The sequence below is a fragment of the Micromonospora sp. NPDC049366 genome (genome assembly GCF_044466625.1).
Taxonomy (GTDB): Bacteria; Actinomycetota; Actinomycetes; order Mycobacteriales; family Micromonosporaceae; genus Micromonospora.
The window spans coordinates 80446-97317 of record NZ_JBITMV010000021.1 but is presented as its reverse complement, the minus strand read 5'-3'; the positions used below and the strand labels follow the sequence as shown (position 1 = coordinate 97317).

The following is a 16872-nucleotide window of genomic DNA, read 5'->3' as shown; positions in this document are numbered from 1 at the left end:
GAAGCCCCACTTACTCGGGTAGAAGTCGCCGTACTTGCTGGCCATCGCTGTTCGCCTTCCGCCGCGAACCCCTGCCGGGCATTGCGGCTCGGTGATGAAGTTGGGCCATCCGACAGAATGTCTGTCCGGAATATGGTTTGACGAACATACATCGGCAAGCGCCCCCGACGCGGTGACCTGGCCTACAAGGTGAGTTGTTAGACAAACATGTTGTCTAACAAACTATATGCATCTAAGCTTGTCGGTCCGTGCGACGCGCAGCAGAAAGAGGAATCACCCATGCGGATCCGAGCGGCCGTCGTTCCGGGCGCCGGGTGACCGCTGGCTACCGAGGCGGTCGGGAATCACCCCGCGCCCTCGCGCGCTATATGTTGACGAACAAATTATTTTTACGACAAACAGAAGAGGGTGACAGGTGGAGATCGGGGTGCTTCTGGACGCGGACAGCGCGGAGGCCGACGAACTGGTCACTCTCGCGCAGGCCGCCGAGGAGAACGGGATCGGCGTCGCTCTGGTAACTGGTAGCCGGAATGCCGATGCGTGGACCGTGGCGGCCCAGATCGCCGGGGCGACCGACCGCATCCGTGTGAGCGTTCCGCCGCGCAACGAGCCATTCGACCCGTCGGGTGTCGACTCGGCGGTTCCCGCGGTGTTCGAGAAGGGGGTGGCGACGCGCGCTGCGCTCGCCCCGGAGCGCACCCTGCCGCCGGGCGCCCGCTGGACGATCGTGGATGTCGATGTCGATGTCGATGTCGATGTCGATGTCGACGCGGTGCGCGACGCCGCCGGGGCCGGCATCCCCGTCGTGCCCGTCCACACCGCAGGCGACGTGACTCGCCTCTTACCACTGATAGCGGCCCCAGCGCCGGAGGCACCGGCCGGGCGCCCGCAACGGTCCGCACTGTCCCTGGCGCAGCGGGTGCCGGGCATCGCCTACGACGCGGTGCCGGCAAGCCTGGCCAGCCGTGCGGTCGAGCCCGGCGACCCCGAACACCGCGCCGTCGCCTCAACCTACCTGCGCGGTGGCAACCCCGGGCTCGTGCTGCGCCCGCGCACGGTTGCCGAGGTGGCGGACGCGATCGCGTTCGCCCGCGACCATCGGGACATCCCGTTCGGGGTACGCAGTGCCGGGCACGGCATCAGCGGCCGCTCCACCAACCGGGGCGGGCTGGTGATCAACGTCGGGGCGATGGACTCCCTCAAGGTTCTCGACAAGTCGCGTCGGCTGGTACGGATCGGGCCGGGCCGCACCTGGAAGCGCGTAGCGCAGTCTCTTGTCTCCCACGGGTGGGCTCTTGGCTCCGGGGACTACGGCGGCGTTGGTGTCGGCGGGCTGGCGACAGCGGGCGGCATCGGCCTGCTGTCCCGCAAGCACGGCCTCACCGTCGACCATCTTCGGGCGGTGGAACTGGTGCTGGCCGACGGCACGCCGGTCCGCGCCTCCGACACGGAGAACCCCGACCTGTTCTGGGCCGTGCGCGGAGCGGGGGCCAACTTCGGGATCGCGACGGCGTTCGAGTTCGAGACCTCCGTGGTCGGCCAGGTCGGCTGGGCGCAGCTTACTCTGGTCTCTGCCGACATCGAGGAATCGCTGTACCGCTACGGGCAGATCGCCAGCGAGGCCCCGCGGGACACCACCGTGTTCCTGGTAACCGGCCGGGCGCGGCAGGGTCGGTGGGTCGTCTCCCTCTACGCGGTGGTCGACAATCCCGACCCGGACACCGTCATCGCGCGGCTGACCCCGTTTCTCGACCTGGGTCAGCTCACTCGGCAGCAGGTGGTGATGACCCCATATCCGGGAGTGTTGGCCAACGCTGCCGACATCGGACCGGACGGCCAGCGGGGCTTCGGTGAGCCGGTCTCGCGCTCCGCGTTCATCCCGGAGCTCACCCGCCAGTTCGCTCACGATGCGGCCGAGCTGCTGAGCACCGACCTGATCTACTTCTTCGAATTGCGCGCCATGGGCGGGGCGATCACCGAGGTGTCTCCGGACGCGATGGCGTTCAGCCACCGGTCCCCGCAGTTCCAGGCGACCGCGATGAGTTCCAGCGACGACCTCCTGACGGCCGAGTGTCCCGCACCGGGTTTGATGGAGACATCGAAACCTGGGAGGAACACCCGCGATGCCGGCACCGAAGAAGTACAACGATGAGCTGCGTGAGCGTGCGACCCGGTTGGCGGTCGAGGCCCGCCGGGATCCGGCGTCGGCGGTCGGGGCGATCCGGCGGATCGCCGGGCAGCTCGGGGTTCATCCGGAGGCGTTGCGGACGTGGGTGAAGAAGGCTGAGACCGACGCCGGTGACCGGCCGGGCACCACCAGCAGCGACGCGGAACGCCTCGCCGCGTTGGAACGGGAGGTGCGTGAGCTGCGCCGGGCCAACCAGATTTTGAAGTCCGCGGCGTCTTTCTTCGCGGCGGAGCTGGACCGTCCGTCGCGATGAGGGTCGCCTTCGTCGACTCTCACCAGGAAGAACACGGTGTCCAGCCGGTCCTGCGGGCGCTTGAGGGCACGCCGGCACAGATCGCACCGTCGACCTACTACGCCGCCAAGACCCGCCCCGCCAGCGCCCGCTCACGGCGTGACGAGGAGCTGACCGCGATGATCGAGCAGGTCCACGCGGCCAACTACGGCGTCTACGGAGCCCGCAAGATCTGGCACGAGCTGCACCGTCGCGGTGTGCGGGTGGCTCGGTGCACGGTCGAGCGGCTGATGCGCGTCGCTGGGCTGCGAGGGCTGCTGCGCGATAAGTCGCCGCGGACGACCCGGCCGGCGGCCGAGACCGATCGGCCTCGTGACCTGGTGAAACGTGACTTCACCGCAGTCGGCCCGAACCAGCTGTGGGTCGCGGATCTGACCTACGTGCGTACCGCTGTGGGCTGGGTGTACGCCGCGTTCGTCCTCGACGTGTACTCCCGCATGATCGTCGGCTGGCAGGTCGCTACCAGCCTCTACACGGATCTGGCCCTCGACGCGCTGAAAATGGCGATATGGCGCCGTCAGAATCAGGGCGCTGACCTGCAAGGACTTGTGCATCACTCGGACAGGGGCGCCCAATATCGAGCAATCCGCTACAGCCAGCGCCTCGCCGAGGCCGGCGCCGTCGCCTCCGTCGGTTCCAAGGGCGACTCGTACGACAACGCGATGGCCGAGGCGTTCAACTCCCTCTACAAGGCCGAACTCGTCCGCAACAAAGGCCCCTGGCGCGGACTCGACGACCTGGAGATGGCCACCGTCGAGTACATCGACTGGTACAACAACCGGCGCCTACACGGCGAGCTCGGACACGTTCCACCCACCGAACACGAAGCACTACACGCGATGACCCACCCGGTCACCGCACCCCTGAAAACCAGCTAACCAACTCTCCATCAAACCCGGGGCTTGACACTTGGACGCCTTCCCAACGCCGGTACTGCAGCGGCTACGGCGGCTCAAGGCCGAGTACGACCCGACCAACCTGTTCCGGGACAACTTCAACATCCCTCCGGCCGAGCTCTCGGTCAGCAACATGAGCGGCGGAGACCGGGCGTCTGAGACGGAGGAGGCGGCATGACGCCCCCGGGAGAACGTCGCGCACGCACGCCGGTGACCGTCCAGCGGCATACCACCCACCGAGTTCGATAAGGATTGGGAGAAGGCAGTGGAGCTGGGTATCGGCGCGTTCGGGGATGCGAACTGGGACCCGGAGACGGGCAGGCGCATCTCGGAAGCGCAGGCGATCCGCAACATCGTGGAGTCCGGAGTGCTTGCTGAGCAGGTGGGTCTGGACTGGTTCGGTGTCGGGGAGCACCACACCCCTGAATTCCCTGGATCCGCGGCCGCGCCGATCCTGGGGGCGATCGCGGCGCAGACCAGTCGAATCAAGCTCTCCACGGCGGTGACCGTGCTCAGCACCGATGACCCGGTCCGCGTGTACGAGCAGTACTCGACGGTCGACGCGATCTCGAACGGGCGTGTCGAGCTGATCCCCGGCCGCGGATCATCGATCGAATCGTTCCCGCTCTTCGGCTACGACCCGAAGGACTACGACGAGTTGTTCGTCGAGAAGCTGGACCTCTTGCTGAAGGTCAACCAGCAGGAACGGGTCGTCTGGCAGGGTAAGACCCGCCCCGCCCTCAACGGGCAGTACATTCCGCCGCGCGCCGAGCACGGCCCTATCCCGATCTGGCTCGGCGTCGGGGGCAACCCCCGCTCGGTCATCCGGGCGGCCCAGCTGGGTCTACCGATGGCGACCGGCGTCCTGGGCGGTAACGCGATCCGCAACGCGGGTATCGCCGACCTGTACCGCCGCGCTGCCGAGAAGTTCGGCAACACGCCGCAGCAGACCCTGCTCATGCTCGGCTCGCCCGGTTTCCTGATGAAGGACGGAAAGAAGGCCCGCGACACCTTCTGGCCGCACTGGCACCAGTTCATGAAGGTGGTCGGCGATCAGCGCGGTTTCCTGCCACCCACCCGCGAACGGTACGACCAGGACACCGGAGCGCAGGGCGGGTTGTTGGTCGGCTCCCCGGAGGAGATCATCGAACGCATCCTCTTCATGCACGAGCGCTGGGGTCAGGTGCGCTCCTACATCCACATCGATACCGGGGCAGTGCCGCAGCGAGAGGTCCTCAAGACGATCGAGCTGTACGGCACCGTGGTGCGCCCGGCCGTCCAGGCCGAGCTCGGCACCGCGAGCGTCGATGAGCTCATGGGACGCACGACCCCGGCCGCCGCCTGAGCAGCACCCGGCCCTCCGGCTCCTCGTCGAGGACGGGGAGCCGGTCGGTGCCGGGCCGACCGTTCGGCGATGCTGCGATAGCACCGGTGATGCTGAGCCGGCCGACGTCGTCGCGCCGCCGGTAGTGCTCGACTTCCTCGTCGGTGACCACGCCGGCCGGCCGGTCGGCGAAGTGGTCATCGGCGTGATGCCGAGCACCGTTCCGTTCAGCGACGACAAATTGTCCCTTCTCTTTACCGAAGTTCTCCGGCAAACAGGGCTGAGCGGAAAACGCCGTCTGGGTCGTAGCGACGCCACAGCGCCAGAACGCGGTCTCCGGTGGTGCCGGGGTAGAAGCGCCGGAAGGCGGCTGCGTCGAGACGGCTTTCGAAGTTCGCGTACGCGCCTCGGGTGTGTGCACCGATCGGATGCCACACGCGGTCGAGTGTGGCCCGGTCGCCGGGTGCGAATGCCGTGCCGATGACCAGCACGTCCGAGTCGCGGTGGGAGTAGGCGGTGGCGTCCGCGGCCACGTCGTTGACGGCGCCGCCGACCGAACGCAGTTGTAGCAGCGGTGGTCGCGGTCCAGTGGCGGCCGCCGTGATGGCACGGGCCACGTCCGGGGTCATAGTGGGCAACAGGCCGTTGGTGGTGTTGACCGGCTGCTGGCCGACGTTCGCGTGCAGGTGCGCGGTCGACACCAACCCCGAGTACGGGACACGGTGCGCGCTCTGATTGAGCAGTGTGCCGATCTCGAGCAGTGGCGTGACGGCCTTGCGCATGCGCTCGATGTTCGACCCGGCGTACACCGCAGTCAGCGAAAGGACCGCCTGCCGCCCGTCGGAGATGAGCATGGCCGCGGTGGTGAGCTGGCGTGGTGCGCTGGCCAGGCATTCGGCCCAGCGGGTGAGCGTGCTTCCGTCCGGGTCTGCCACCAGAGCCAGTTGGGCAACGCCGACCTCGCGCAACTCGGTGGCCTCGATCTCGAACGCGGTAACGATGCCCACGCCTGCGCCGGCGCCACGCACGGCCCAGAACAGGTCAGGCTCGTGCTCGGCGTCGGCGCGCACGACGCGGCCGTCAGCGAGCACCACCTCGGCCGCCCGAACGCGGTCGATAGTCAGGCCGTAGTCCCGAACCAACCAGCCCACGCCGCCCGAGGTGGCGAGGCCGCCGACGCCCACGTTGCCGTGGTCGCCGGAGCTGATCGCCAGCCCTGCCGGTGCCAGAGCCTGGGCCACCTCGGCCCACCGTGCCCCGGCGCCGACCCGGACCAGCCGGGTCTTGCGGTCGAGCACGCGCACCTCATTGAGCCCCGACACGTCGATGACCACGCCGTCGTCGTTCGAGGAGCGCCCGGACAGGCCATGTCCCCCGCTGCGGACAGCGATCGGCAGACCGCTGTCGCGGGCGTACCGCAACGCGACGACCACGTCGGTGGTGGTCTCGGGCAGCACCACCATCGCCGGCCGCGCCGCCCTGGTGTAGGTGGAGCGCACCAGCCGGTAGCGCGGGTCGACCGGTGTGACGACCTTGCCGTTCAATTCCGTGGGAAGAGTCGGCGAGGTCATCGGGTCACCCGCTCCCGTACGGCCGGGATGACCTCACCGGCGAACAGTTCGAGCTGGGACTGTGGTTCCGCGACCGGCCAGAAGATGAACGTGTCGAAACGCAGGCGGGTGGACCAGTCTGCCAGCGTGTCGGCCCACTGCTCGACACCGCCGGACAGTCCGCGTACGCCCCGGGCCGTTCCGATCACGCCGATCACGTTGTAGATGCGGCGGATCGCTGCGGGGTCGCGGCCCGCTGCCCGGGCGGAGCCATCGATGATCTTCTGCTTGGCCGGCACCTCGTCCGGCGTCACGTAGATGTTCAGCGGTGAGATCCAGCCGTCCGCCGTTCTGCCGGCGACAGCAAGCATCTTGGGACCCTGGGCGCCGAGCCACACCGGCACCGGCACTGCCGGGACCGGACCGGCCTGGTAGCCCTCGATCAGGTGCTGCGCACCGCGCAGCCGGACGAAGTCGCCGGACAGCGCGGGCCGCAGCACCCGGAAGGCCTCCTCGGTGTAGGTCACCATTTCTGGGTTACTCCGGCGGGTGCCGCCCATGGCCGCGATGCCGTCCGCGAACGCGCCGCCGCCCACGCCCAAGGCCAGCCGGCCATGGTGCAGTGCGTTGAAGGTGAGTGCTGCCTTGGCGAGCATGGCTGGGGGCCGCAGTTGCATGTCGGCGACGTCGGTCATGAAACCGATCCGGCTGGTCTGCCCAGCCAGGTGGGTCAACCAGGTCCAGCTGTCGAGGTGAGCGGCTTGGTACGGATGATCCTGAATGGCCAGGTAGTCGAGGCCGGCTTCTTCGGCGGCTGAGGCTAGCCGCACCCCGTCGTCGGCACGCGCTGCATCCGGGTCGAGACTCAACCCGAAGCGAAGGAGAGTGTTTGGCATGCCCCCAACGGTCCGTGGTGAGCCGCGCCCTTCCAAACTCGACGTTATCTACTCACGAAAAATTAGTTGATATACTTGGGCCATGACCCAGCTCCCCGAGGGCACGCCGCCGGAGGCGACCGCCGCTGAGTGCCGGCAGGTCCAGTCAGTGCTGGACACGGTCGGCCGCCGCTGGTCCGGCGCGATCATGGTCGCGGCCAGCCGCGGCGCCGGGCGTTTCACCGACTTCCGGCGCGCCATCCCGGGCATCTCGGACCGAATGCTCTCGCAACGCCTGAAGGAGCTGGAGAATCTCGGCCTGCTGAGCCGCACTGTGGTGCCGACCACCCCGGTGCAGATCCTATACGAGCCGACCGCTCGCGGCTCGGAGCTGCTGAACTTCCTGCAGCCCCTCTTCCGTTGGGGCGAGAAGCACCTGCCTGCCCTGCCTCCCGTCGGAGATTAGTCGGGGGCAGAGCGCGCCCAGCCTCCTGACCGCCCGGGGGCCGGGCGGCCGCTCGCCGAGCAAATCACTGATTTCCATCGAGCTGAAGAGGTGGCGGTACCGGCCGTCGAAGGTTGGCGCAAACATCAGCCGCACCACCATTTCCGAACGCATCAAAGACCGTTGGTTCAGGCCAGTTCGTGTGGCAGTTCTCGTGTGGAAACACGAACGCCCGCATTCGCCGCAAGCTGTCTTCGACACCCTGGCCCGCCGCTGTACCGGCGACATCCTCGGCCCCGAGCGCACCCGGTCGCCTCCGCGACTACCGCCGCGTAGGCGACCGGAGGCGGGAGCGCACGGCTGCGCTCCCGCCCCCGACCGTGCGGCCGCCACGTCGCGGCCGCACGCCGCCCGTCAGTCACCGAGCGCGGGCTCCAGGTTGATGACCGGCACCTGGTCGGAATCGGCCGGCTGGGCCGACTCGGCGATGTGCCGGCCGTCGGACGAACGGATGCCGAGGATGACAACCGCGGCTGCGGCCAGCAGGATGATTCCGCCGATCATGAAACCGCGGTCGAATCCCCTGACCAGGGCCTCGTTTGCCTCGACGCCCCTGTCGACCAGGTCCAGGGTGTACGCCGCGGCGACCGAACTCAGCGTCGCCAGGCCGATCGCGCTGCCCAGCTGCTGCGAGGTGTTGATCAGGCCGGAGGCCAGCCCGCTCTCCTCGGGTTGCACACCAACCGAGGCCACCAGGAACATAGCCGCCCAGGCGAATCCCGCGCCGATCGCGGTCAGCAGCATGCCGGGCAGGACTCCGCCGGCGTAAGAGCTGTCCGCGTCGAGGAGGCCCAGGTGGAAGAGGCCGGCGGCCAGGATCAGCAGGCCGATCCACAGGGCCGGCTTGGGACCACCCTTGGCGATGATCTTCTGAGCCATCGTGCCGGCGACGGCCATCGCGACTGGCCACGGCAGGTACGCCAGTCCCACCTCGATCGGGCTGTAGCCCTTGACCTGCGCCAGGTAGAGCGTCGGGAAGAACATCATGACGAACATGCCGCCGGTCATCAGGACCATCGCCACGTTGGCGGATGCCAGAGCACGCACCTTGAAGATGCCCAGCCGCACCAGCGGCTGCTTCGACACGCGCTCAATGATCAGGAACACTACGATCAGAGCGGCCGCAGCCCCGATGAACAGCCACACCTTGCCCGAGCCCCAGCCCCACTCGGCCGCATTCACGACGCCGTAGACCAGCAGCATCAATCCGGCCGTGATGGTGACCGCACCGGGCAGGTCCATGCGGGTCCGGCCCTCGGTCGCGTGCTTGCTGTTCGGGATGAACTTCAGCGCGGCGAGGATCGCGATCGCGGCGATCGGCAGGTTGACCAGGAAGATGGCCCGCCAATCGAACCACTCGGTGAGGACACCGCCCGCCAGCATGCCGGCAGCGCTGCCGGAGGCGGTAACCGCGCTGAAGACACCGAGCGCCTTGGCCCGCTCCTTCACCCCTCCGAAGGTCACGATGATGATCGACAGCACGGCAGGGGAGATCAGAGCGCCGCCGAGCCCCTGCGCCGCCCGGCCGATAATCAACGTCTCCGGGTTCTGCGCGAACCCGTTGACCGCGGACGACAGGCCGAACAGCAGTAGGCCGACGACCAGGAGGCGCTGCCGGCCCAGAAGGTCACCGGCTCGCCCACCGAACAGCAGGAAGCCGCCGAACAGCAGGATGTAGGCGTTGATCACCCACTGCAGCTGGAGCTGGCTGTCGAAGTTCAACCCCGATCCGATGGACGGAAGCGCCACCGTCACGATGGTCGAATCGAGCACGACCATGAACTGGGCGACGAGGACGATCCAGAGAATCGTCTTGGACCTTGCCATTATTCCCCTCACAGGTAAGGACATGGGCCGGATTCGGATCGGCCGCACCCTTAGAGGATTCGGGACTGGCGGTGCAACGACAAATGGCCTCTTAGTAACTTACTTTTTTCCGCTTTTCGGTTAGTGCTCCAGCTCACGATGTTGACCTCGGCTCAGCTGCGGCCTGATGCGACCACCAAGATCAGCAGAGGTGGTGCTGTGCGAACTCGCGTAGAGACTCCCTGGGCTGGGCGAACAGGGGTCCGGATGACGTGGGTGAACGCCGGCCGCTCCCTGCCACTCCAGGTGAACCCCCAGGTCGCTAGACTGGGCCCTCGCGCCCTCGTAGCTCAGGGGATAGAGCATCGGTTTCCTAAGACGGCGCTCCGCCGGTGTCAGCAGACCGATGACCTGTGGCTTTCCTGTCGTCCCCGTTGCGTGCCGGTCGCTTCGCGGGATCGCCGCGATCGCTTGCCGAAGATCAGCCGGAACGTTGTGGGCCCTGTGGGTGCCGGCTTGACGTTGCCGCGAGTCGGGACCGAGTCACCCTTCCTCGTCGTCGAGCAGTTCGCGGCGCCACTCCGCGAATCGGCTTCGGAGATCGTCCAGCGCAGTGCCGGTGATGCCGTACTGGGCGAAGTCGTCGGGATCGAGCTGGGTGGCTTGTCCGAGGGCGTCGGCGAAGATGCGCGGGTGAAAGCCGCGGTCGGCGCGCTGCGCGAGGGTGAGGAGGGCTTCGCGGGTGTAGCGGCCTGACCGCAGGGTGGCGTCGATGTCGATGAAGTCCCGGGCGAACGCTCGCCCGTAGAGGGCGCTCATCTTGTTCGCTACCGCGTCGTCAGGGTGGAGGACGGGTCCGATCGCCATGAGGATCGGTTCGTTGGCGCGCCAGTCCACGCCGAGTTCGACCTTGGAAACCCGTACGCCGCGGTGACGGCCAGCCGGGCGAAGGTGTCGTACTGGCGCTCGGCTTCGACGGTGAGGCCGTCGTCTCGGTAGGCGTGGACGACGGCGGTGACTGCGGCGGTGAACTCGTCGCGGCGGTCCCAGGCGGTGAACAGGTCGACGTCCTCGCTGGGCCGCTCGACGAGCCCGGCGGCCTGGACCGCATAACCGCCGGCCAGCGCGAAACCGTATCGAGAGGCCGCCGCGAGCCCGGTACGGGCGAGGCGTTCGTGGAAAGGGTCCACCGCTTATGTCGCGTTGCTGCGGGTGGCGGCGAGTTCGGGGAAGGCGTCCTCCCAGCGCTGGCGGAGCTGGGGTGGCAGCCAGAGGGTGGGCCAGAGGCGCCGAAGGAGGTCGGCGTCGAGCCAGGTGTGCAGATCCTCGACCGTGCTGGCTTCGGTGAGCACCACCTTGTACATGCTGGCCAGGCGGGCGGGCCGGTTCAGGTCGTACTCGGCATGCCCGGACCAGTCGAGATGGCGCGGAAGCGTCACCGTCCCACCGGTCGGGCCGTGCAGCGCGGCAAGGGTTTCGGCCACGACGTAGGGTTTCCGGTCACCGTAGGGCTGGTAGTCCGCCGGTGGCTGGGGTGAGGTCCTGCGCCGGCTGATGTTGGTCGCCCGTCGGACCTCCGGTCGGAGCGCCTGCCGGATCGTCTCCCGGCTGTACCCGGTGACCCGCTGCAGATCCACCGGCCGCCACCCGGCCGCATGAAACGCCCGCAACTGCTCGTCCCGCTCGGTCAAGGCAGCCGCCCGCGTCGCCTCGTACCGGGCGACAACCGCATGCAGTTCGTCTTCGGAGAACCGGCTCATTCCCGTCAGCCTACCACGCTAGGCCAAGCACGCTTGGCTTCGCTGTCATTCGGATTCGGGTCCTCACCGACGGCTGCCTTGATGGCCAGCAGTTCCGGGGCGAGTCGTACCTCGTCGATGACCGGTCAACTCAACCAGCGCACGTTCGATCTGCGAGGAGGCGCTCTTTCGATCTGCGGCGACACCCGTGTTCGATACGCGGGCCTGCGGCGTTCGACCTACGGCATCCAGCAGGTTGGTCAACTCCTGCCAGCCGTTACCCGGCTCCGGTCACGCGCAGGTCGGCGATCAGCAGGTCGAGCAGCCGCTCCTCCATCACCGCGCGGCCGGTCCGCCGCATCGACTCGCCCAGCGACTCGTCCCACGGCGTCCGGGTGGGCGTACCGATCAGTGCCGTGCCGGTGCCCGCCCTCGGCAGGTAGTCAGCGGCGGTCATCCGCCACGGCACCGCGCCCGGATACCGCTGGAGAGCTGCCGCGGTCAGTCGTACGCCGGTCCAGTCGAAGTCGTTGCGCCACCGGATCGCCGCTCCGTGAGCGGCGTCGAGCAGTGTGTGGACGGCGACCGACGGCACTCCTTCGGTGCAGATCAGCGGTGGGGCCTGGGCACCGAGCGTGGTGGTGGCGGCGCGCAGCACGGCGGGGTTTTCGCAGACGTATACCTCGTCGCAGTTCAGGGTGAGCGGTGCCAGGCGCAGTTGGTGCAGGGTGACCCGCATCGGAACACCTGCCTGCGCGGCTTCCGTCAGCCACCTTCCGACCAGCCCGCCGGTGGCCGGTGCGTTGAGCACCAGCACCTGGCTGGCGAGGTCGTCCGGGACCAGACCAACCGATTCCCACAACGCCCGTTCCCGCTCGCCGTCGACCGGGAGCGCCGTCTGCTGCCAGATGGCGACGGCACGGAGGACGAGCCCGCGCAGCGGCCCGTCGGTGAGGGCCTTCGTGTCGTCCAGCACCCGGTCGGCGAAGACCGGAATTGGTTCGTCGGCCGCGGGCAGCGCATCCAGGACGCGGACCACGTCCTCGAACGGCAGTCCGGTGCGGACGATGCGGGTCAGGGTGCCGTCGCGGCGCAGCCCGTCGAGCCACTCGGCGTACCAGGCGGTGCCGGCGTGTCGGCCCTCGTGGGCCGCAGCGAGGACGGCATCGCGGGCCACCGCCTCGCGCGTCCGGTCGGACGGCCGGTTGCGCAGCGGCGCCGTCATGGTGAGCACCTCGACCAGGCCGACTCCGTGCGCGCCGCGCAGGTGCTCGTCCACCTCACCGAGTCGGATGCTGAGGCGGGCCGCTGCGGCCGAGCGGTGGGTGCCGGTGATGCCGATGATCACGAGACGTTCGTCGTCGGTGGGGATGGAAAGCGTCACGGTGGTGTCGAGCCGGCCACCGCTGCGTTCCAGGCTGCGCCGGGCGGCCGCCAGCAATCGCCGCCAGCCGGGCTGCTCGACGAGATCTACCGGGCCGCCCGGCAGGTCCCGCCCGGCCGGCACCAGCGACGGGTGTGCGGCGGCCCGATCCGACGACCGTTCGCCGTGCCCGTCTGTCATTCGTCTGTGAGGTCGAGCAGGACACCGGTCCGGTCGGTTCCGGCTTGATTACCGGGGGCGCGGCGGGTCTCCGGGGAGCCGAGCGCGCGGGCCAGGGTTCCGTCGAAGTCGGCGATGTTGGTCGAGCCGTCCCAGACCAGCAGCACGGTGGACACGGCGTGTTCCACGGCGGAGTGGGACAGGTCGTAGTGGGCGGCGCCGCTGACCGCCGGGTGGGTGGCCCAGAGGTCGTAGCCGGTCATGAACAGGTCCAGGTCGAACTGTTTCGCCAGGGCCATCAGCTCACCCCGGCCGGTGTCGTCCACGCCGGCGAACGCCTCGTCGAGGCCGAGCAGCCGGGGTGCGTCGGGTCGGGCCGAGCCGAAGAGCGCGTTGGCGGCGGCGAACAGCGGCAGGTGTAGGGAGACCGACTGTTCGCCGCCGGAGAGCTGGCTGTGTCGGGCCCGGGTCAGTGCCTCCGTGCCGCCGCCGGGGCGGTGGAGGGTGAACGCGAACGTCCGCCACTGCCGGTAGTCGAGGACGTCGCCGAGCAGTTCCCGGTAGGGCCGTTCGGGCGCGGCGGCCCGCGCCGTCTTGATCCGGGCGGCGAAGTGCCGGCGCATGGTGGTGAGCTGGGCCGGCCCGAGCCGGGCCGGGTCGCGTTCGAGGAGCTTGCAGACGTCGCGTTGCTCGGCGTCGAGGTCGTCGGCGAGCCGCCAGCCGACGCCGACGGTGAGCCCGGAGGACATCCGCCGGGCGCGCATCTGGCTGTCCATGGCCGCCACCAGGTCGCGGGCCTCAATGGTCCGGTGGTGGATCTGTCGGGCGAGTTGCCCGAGCAGGGCGTCCTCCAGCACCCGCTGCTCGGAGTCGGTCAGCAGTTGCTCCTGGTCGCGACGTTCACGGGCGATCCGGTCGGCGAAGTGGGCGACGGGGGTGAGGCCCTGCTCGTCGGCGACCCGGACCACGATCACCCCGTCGTCGGTGTCCCACTCGGGCCGGTGGTCGAGGCCGGCGGCGGGTAGTTGAGCCTGCAGTTCGGTCAGCGCGGTGGTGAGCCGGGTGGCGCTCTGCTTGAGTGACGTCTCGGTGGGGCTCAGCTCCCGGGTGGCGGCGAGGATCGCCTCGTGCAGCGCCGCCACCTGCGGATGCAGGTCGTCGTCCGACATCTGCGCCGGCCAGCGCAGGTCGGTGGGGCAGCGCAGCAGGCCCAGCAGGTCCGGCTGGGCGTACGGGCGCAGCCGCTGGGCGTCGTGCTGCGCCTCGGCGACGGCGGCAATGAGCGCCTGCTCGCCCAGCTCCACCCGGGTCAGCGCGGCTACCCGCCGTTCCCGGGCGGCGCCGAGTGAGCTACGGGCCTGCTCGACGGCCTGCTCCGCCTCGATGATCGCATCGGCGGTCCGGGCCACGTCGGCCAGCACCCGTTCCGCGTCGGCGCCCACGCTGTCGCGCAGCGTCCGGTACGCTTCCGCCTTCTCCTGGTGCCGCGCGCGGGCGGTGCGTGCGGTCTCTGCCGCGGCGGTGAACCGGTCGACTGCCTCGTCGTGTCGCTGGCGAGCCTGGTCCTCCTGCTCGGCGGCATGCGTGGCGGCGGTCCGCGCGCCCTCCAGGCGTACCCCTCGTTTCTCGAAGCGGCTCACCGCTTCGGCGGTGTCGTCAAGCCGGTCGACCGGCAGCGACCGCTCCGCCGCGCTCCGCCGCAGCGCGGCCGCGGCGGCGGCCCGTTCGGCCAGGGACTGGTCGAGGCGGGCGGCGGCGGCCGCGCTGGCTTCCTGCCGGGCGCGCAGCGTCGCGGCGGCCCGGTCCAGTTCGCGCAGCGCGGTGTGGACCGGTGCGGGTGCCGGCAGGTGCGCGGCGGCCGCGTCCACCGCCGCCAGCAGCGCCTCGACGGACGCGCGGTCGCGGTCCACCGCGTCGAGGTCGGCGTCGATGACGGTCAGCAGCCGGTCGCACTCGGTGACCCGGGCGGCGCGGCGGGTGGCCCGGGCGGTCGCGCCGATGTACTCACAGGAGGCCTTGGCGAACCGACCGGCAGCGATGCCCTGGGCGTACCGGCCGTCCACGCCGATGACCGGCGCGGCGTCGGGCGTGGTCACGTCGGCAAGCGCCACCGAGGTGAGCACCTCGGTGATCCGCGCGGCGGGCACGTCGTCCTGTTCCTCGGGGGCCAGCACGTCGGCGAGGGTGGCCCCGGTGGGTCGCCGGTGCGGCGGCAGCGGCAGCAGGTAGCCGTCGAGGTCGTCGCCGGCCAGCGCGCTCGCCGTCGTCCCGGGGTCGGGGTGCAGCCAGGCGTCCAGCAGCCCGGCCGCGTGCAGCGCCGCCTCGACGGCCGCCGCGTCCGCGCCGCTCACCCCGTCGGCGAAACGGACCAGTCGCCACAGCGGCGCGCCGGGCCGGCCGGCGCGCGTCGCCGGCCGGGTCACCGGAGCGGGTGGGGCGTCGTCGTGCTCGGCGGCGATCCGGTCCCGCTCGGCGGCCACCTCCGCCCGCCGGTCGGCCAGCGCCGCCCGCTGCGCCGCCAACGCCGCGAGTCGATCCCGCCGGTGGGTCACCGCGATGGCGGTGGCGTCGGCGTACACCTCGCGCAGGATCCGCGCGCCCGGCTCGCCGATGGTGTCCACGGCGGCGCTCAGCCCGGCGGCCAGGTCCGGGCCCGCGATGTCAGCCAGCAGCCCGGCAATGCCCTGCGCCCACTGCTCGAGCTGGGCGCGCAGCCGGGCGCGGGCCTGCGTGACGGCGTCCTCGGCGCGCCGCTCGGCCTGCTCGGCGTCGGCGACGGCGGCGGTGGCGCCGGCCGCGTCGGCGGCGGCCCGGGCGTGGTCCCGGTCGGCCTGGTCATGCCGCGCCACCTGCGCGCGGACGGCGCGCACGTCGTCGCGGCGGCCGGCGGCCCGCGCGGTGATCCGGGCCGCCAGGTCGTCGAGGGCGGAGTCGTCGGCGTTCCAGGTGATCCCGGCTGCCTCGGCGTCTAGCAGGAGATCGTCGGCGAGCCGGTCGGCCGCCGTCCGCGTGTCCCGGGCCGCGACCGTCGCCCGTTCTGATTCGGTACGCCGTCGCGCCACCGCACTCTCCTCGGCGACGACGGCCTCGTCGGCCCGTCCGGCCGCCTCGGCCAGGTCGTGCACGTGCCGCTGCAGGTCGGCGAGCTGCTCGTGGGACTGGTATGCCGCCGAGGCCTTCAGACTGTCCAGGTGGGCGCGGAGCCGTCCGGGCTCGCCCTCGACGGCCCGTAGCCGCTGACCCGCCGCGGACTCCGCCTCGGCCGCCGCGCCGGCCGCGTGTCGGGCGTCGCCGAGTGCGGTCGACCGGCTGGTGACCGCGTCGCGGCGGGCGGTCAGGGCGTCGGCGGCGGCCCGCGCGTGGGTCCGCAGATAGGTGGAGTAGACCGTCAGGAACGCGGCGGTGGCGCCGTCCGCCGCCACCAGCCCTTCGAGGGTACGGGCGACCGCCTCCATGTCGTCGAAGGAGCGGGCGGCCTCCACCAGCAGGTGGTCCTCGACCGGGCGCAGCCCCCGTTGCAGCGTGCGGGACAGCTCGACCGGGTTGAGGTCCTTGGCCAGTTGCGGCTTGCGCAGGGTCAGCACCAGGTCCAGCAGTTGCTCGTAGCGGGCCGGGCCGAGGCCGAACAGCCTGTTGTCGACGAGCTGCCGGTAGTCCTCGGCCGAGTCCCGCACCGCCTCGGCGCCCAGCCGGTCGATCAGGTCGCGGCGGGTCAGTGGCCGGTCGTCGGCGTCCAGCAGGGAGAAGTCCACCCCGACCCGGCCGTCGAACACGAAGTGCCAGCGGGTGACCCGGTCGACGTGCCGGTGTGCCCGCAACCCGATGCCGACGGTCACGTACTGCTCGCCGTCGCCGAACTCCATCCACACGTACGCGTGGGTGACCTCCTGCCCCCGGTAGAGCAGGTTCGACTTCATCGTCCGGTCCTCGCTGGCGAACGGGTTGAGCCGGCGCGGTTCGATCCGCCCGTCGAGGACGAACGGGAACAGCACCTCCAGCGCCTTGGTCTTGCCGGAGCCGTTGGGCCCGCGCAGCACCAGCCACCCGTCGACGAAGCTGAACTCCTCGTCCCGGTAGTCCCACAGGTTGATGATCCCGGCGCGGGTGGGGGCGAACCGGTGGACGGCGCGTTGCTCGATCACGATCGACTTCCC

General features: G+C 70.1%; 12 protein-coding genes and 1 pseudogene. 5 read left to right on the top strand and 8 right to left on the bottom strand.

What is annotated here, in order from left to right; genetic code table 11:
• Positions 1–415 precede the first annotated feature (415 nt).
• The 4 genes from ACIBTV_RS26555 to ACIBTV_RS26540 all read left to right on the top strand — a co-directional run bounded on the left by ACIBTV_RS26555 (position 416) and on the right by ACIBTV_RS26540 (position 4721).
• Positions 416–2152 carry an LLM class flavin-dependent oxidoreductase gene (locus ACIBTV_RS26555; RefSeq protein ID WP_396709179.1) on the top strand — a complete coding sequence of 579 codons (1737 nt, stop codon included), beginning with the start codon at positions 416–418 and terminating at the stop codon, positions 2150–2152.
• A protein-coding gene (locus ACIBTV_RS26550; RefSeq protein WP_396709177.1) for an IS3 family transposase occupies positions 2124–3358 on the top strand; the annotation gives its coding sequence in 2 pieces (ribosomal slippage) (positions 2124–2403 and positions 2403–3358; 1236 coding nt in all). The genes ACIBTV_RS26555 and ACIBTV_RS26550 overlap by 29 nt, the downstream gene beginning before the upstream one ends.
• A gap of 31 nt (positions 3359–3389) precedes the next feature.
• A complete protein-coding gene (locus tag ACIBTV_RS26545) occupies positions 3390–3554 on the top strand; it encodes a BBE domain-containing protein (protein WP_396709175.1) in 165 nt (54 codons plus the stop codon).
• 87 nt (positions 3555–3641) lie between these two features.
• Positions 3642–4721 (top strand): LLM class flavin-dependent oxidoreductase, encoded by a 1080-nt coding sequence (locus ACIBTV_RS26540; RefSeq protein ID WP_396709173.1) that lies wholly within the window; start codon positions 3642–3644, stop codon positions 4719–4721.
• On the opposite strand, the gene ACIBTV_RS26535 is transcribed toward ACIBTV_RS26540, so the two are convergent.
• From ACIBTV_RS26535 to ACIBTV_RS26525, 3 genes are read right to left on the bottom strand one after another with little or no spacing between them, the layout of a single operon-like run.
• The gene (locus ACIBTV_RS26535) at positions 4690–4974 is read right to left on the bottom strand and encodes a hypothetical protein (protein ID WP_396709171.1); all 285 of its coding nucleotides are present in this window, start codon (positions 4972–4974) and stop codon (positions 4690–4692) included. The genes ACIBTV_RS26540 and ACIBTV_RS26535 overlap by 32 nt on opposite strands.
• Positions 4955–6271 carry an FAD-binding oxidoreductase gene (locus ACIBTV_RS26530; RefSeq protein ID WP_396709169.1) on the bottom strand — a complete coding sequence of 439 codons (1317 nt, stop codon included), beginning with the start codon at positions 6269–6271 and terminating at the stop codon, positions 4955–4957. Before ACIBTV_RS26530 ends, ACIBTV_RS26535 begins: the two co-directional genes overlap by 20 nt.
• A complete protein-coding gene (locus ACIBTV_RS26525; RefSeq protein ID WP_396709168.1) occupies positions 6268–7119 on the bottom strand; it encodes an LLM class flavin-dependent oxidoreductase in 852 nt (283 codons plus the stop codon). The genes ACIBTV_RS26530 and ACIBTV_RS26525 overlap by 4 nt, the downstream gene beginning before the upstream one ends.
• Positions 7120–7228: 109 nt before the next feature.
• Here ACIBTV_RS26525 and ACIBTV_RS26520 point away from each other — a divergent pair, with 109 nt between their 5' ends.
• Positions 7229–7591 carry a winged helix-turn-helix transcriptional regulator gene (locus ACIBTV_RS26520; RefSeq protein WP_396709166.1) on the top strand — a complete coding sequence of 121 codons (363 nt, stop codon included), beginning with the start codon at positions 7229–7231 and terminating at the stop codon, positions 7589–7591.
• A gap of 393 nt (positions 7592–7984) precedes the next feature.
• Here the strand turns inward: ACIBTV_RS26520 and ACIBTV_RS26515 are convergent, their stop codons facing one another.
• The 5 genes and pseudogenes from ACIBTV_RS26515 to ACIBTV_RS26495 form a co-directional block, all read right to left on the bottom strand.
• Entirely contained in the window at positions 7985–9457 is a 1473-nt protein-coding gene (locus tag ACIBTV_RS26515; RefSeq protein ID WP_396709165.1) for an MFS transporter, read from the bottom strand.
• A gap of 522 nt (positions 9458–9979) precedes the next feature.
• Positions 9980–10626: pseudogene (locus tag ACIBTV_RS26510) on the bottom strand (nucleotidyl transferase AbiEii/AbiGii toxin family protein).
• 3 nt (positions 10627–10629) lie between these two features.
• Entirely contained in the window at positions 10630–11196 is a 567-nt protein-coding gene (locus ACIBTV_RS26505) for a hypothetical protein (RefSeq protein WP_396709163.1), read from the bottom strand.
• 256 nt (positions 11197–11452) lie between these two features.
• Positions 11453–12739 (bottom strand): TIGR02679 family protein, encoded by a 1287-nt coding sequence (locus ACIBTV_RS26500; protein WP_396709162.1) that lies wholly within the window; start codon positions 12737–12739, stop codon positions 11453–11455.
• The gene (locus ACIBTV_RS26495; RefSeq protein WP_396709160.1) at positions 12736–16860 is read right to left on the bottom strand and encodes a TIGR02680 family protein; all 4125 of its coding nucleotides are present in this window, start codon (positions 16858–16860) and stop codon (positions 12736–12738) included. The genes ACIBTV_RS26500 and ACIBTV_RS26495 overlap by 4 nt, the downstream gene beginning before the upstream one ends.
• Positions 16861–16872: the final 12 nt, after the last annotated feature.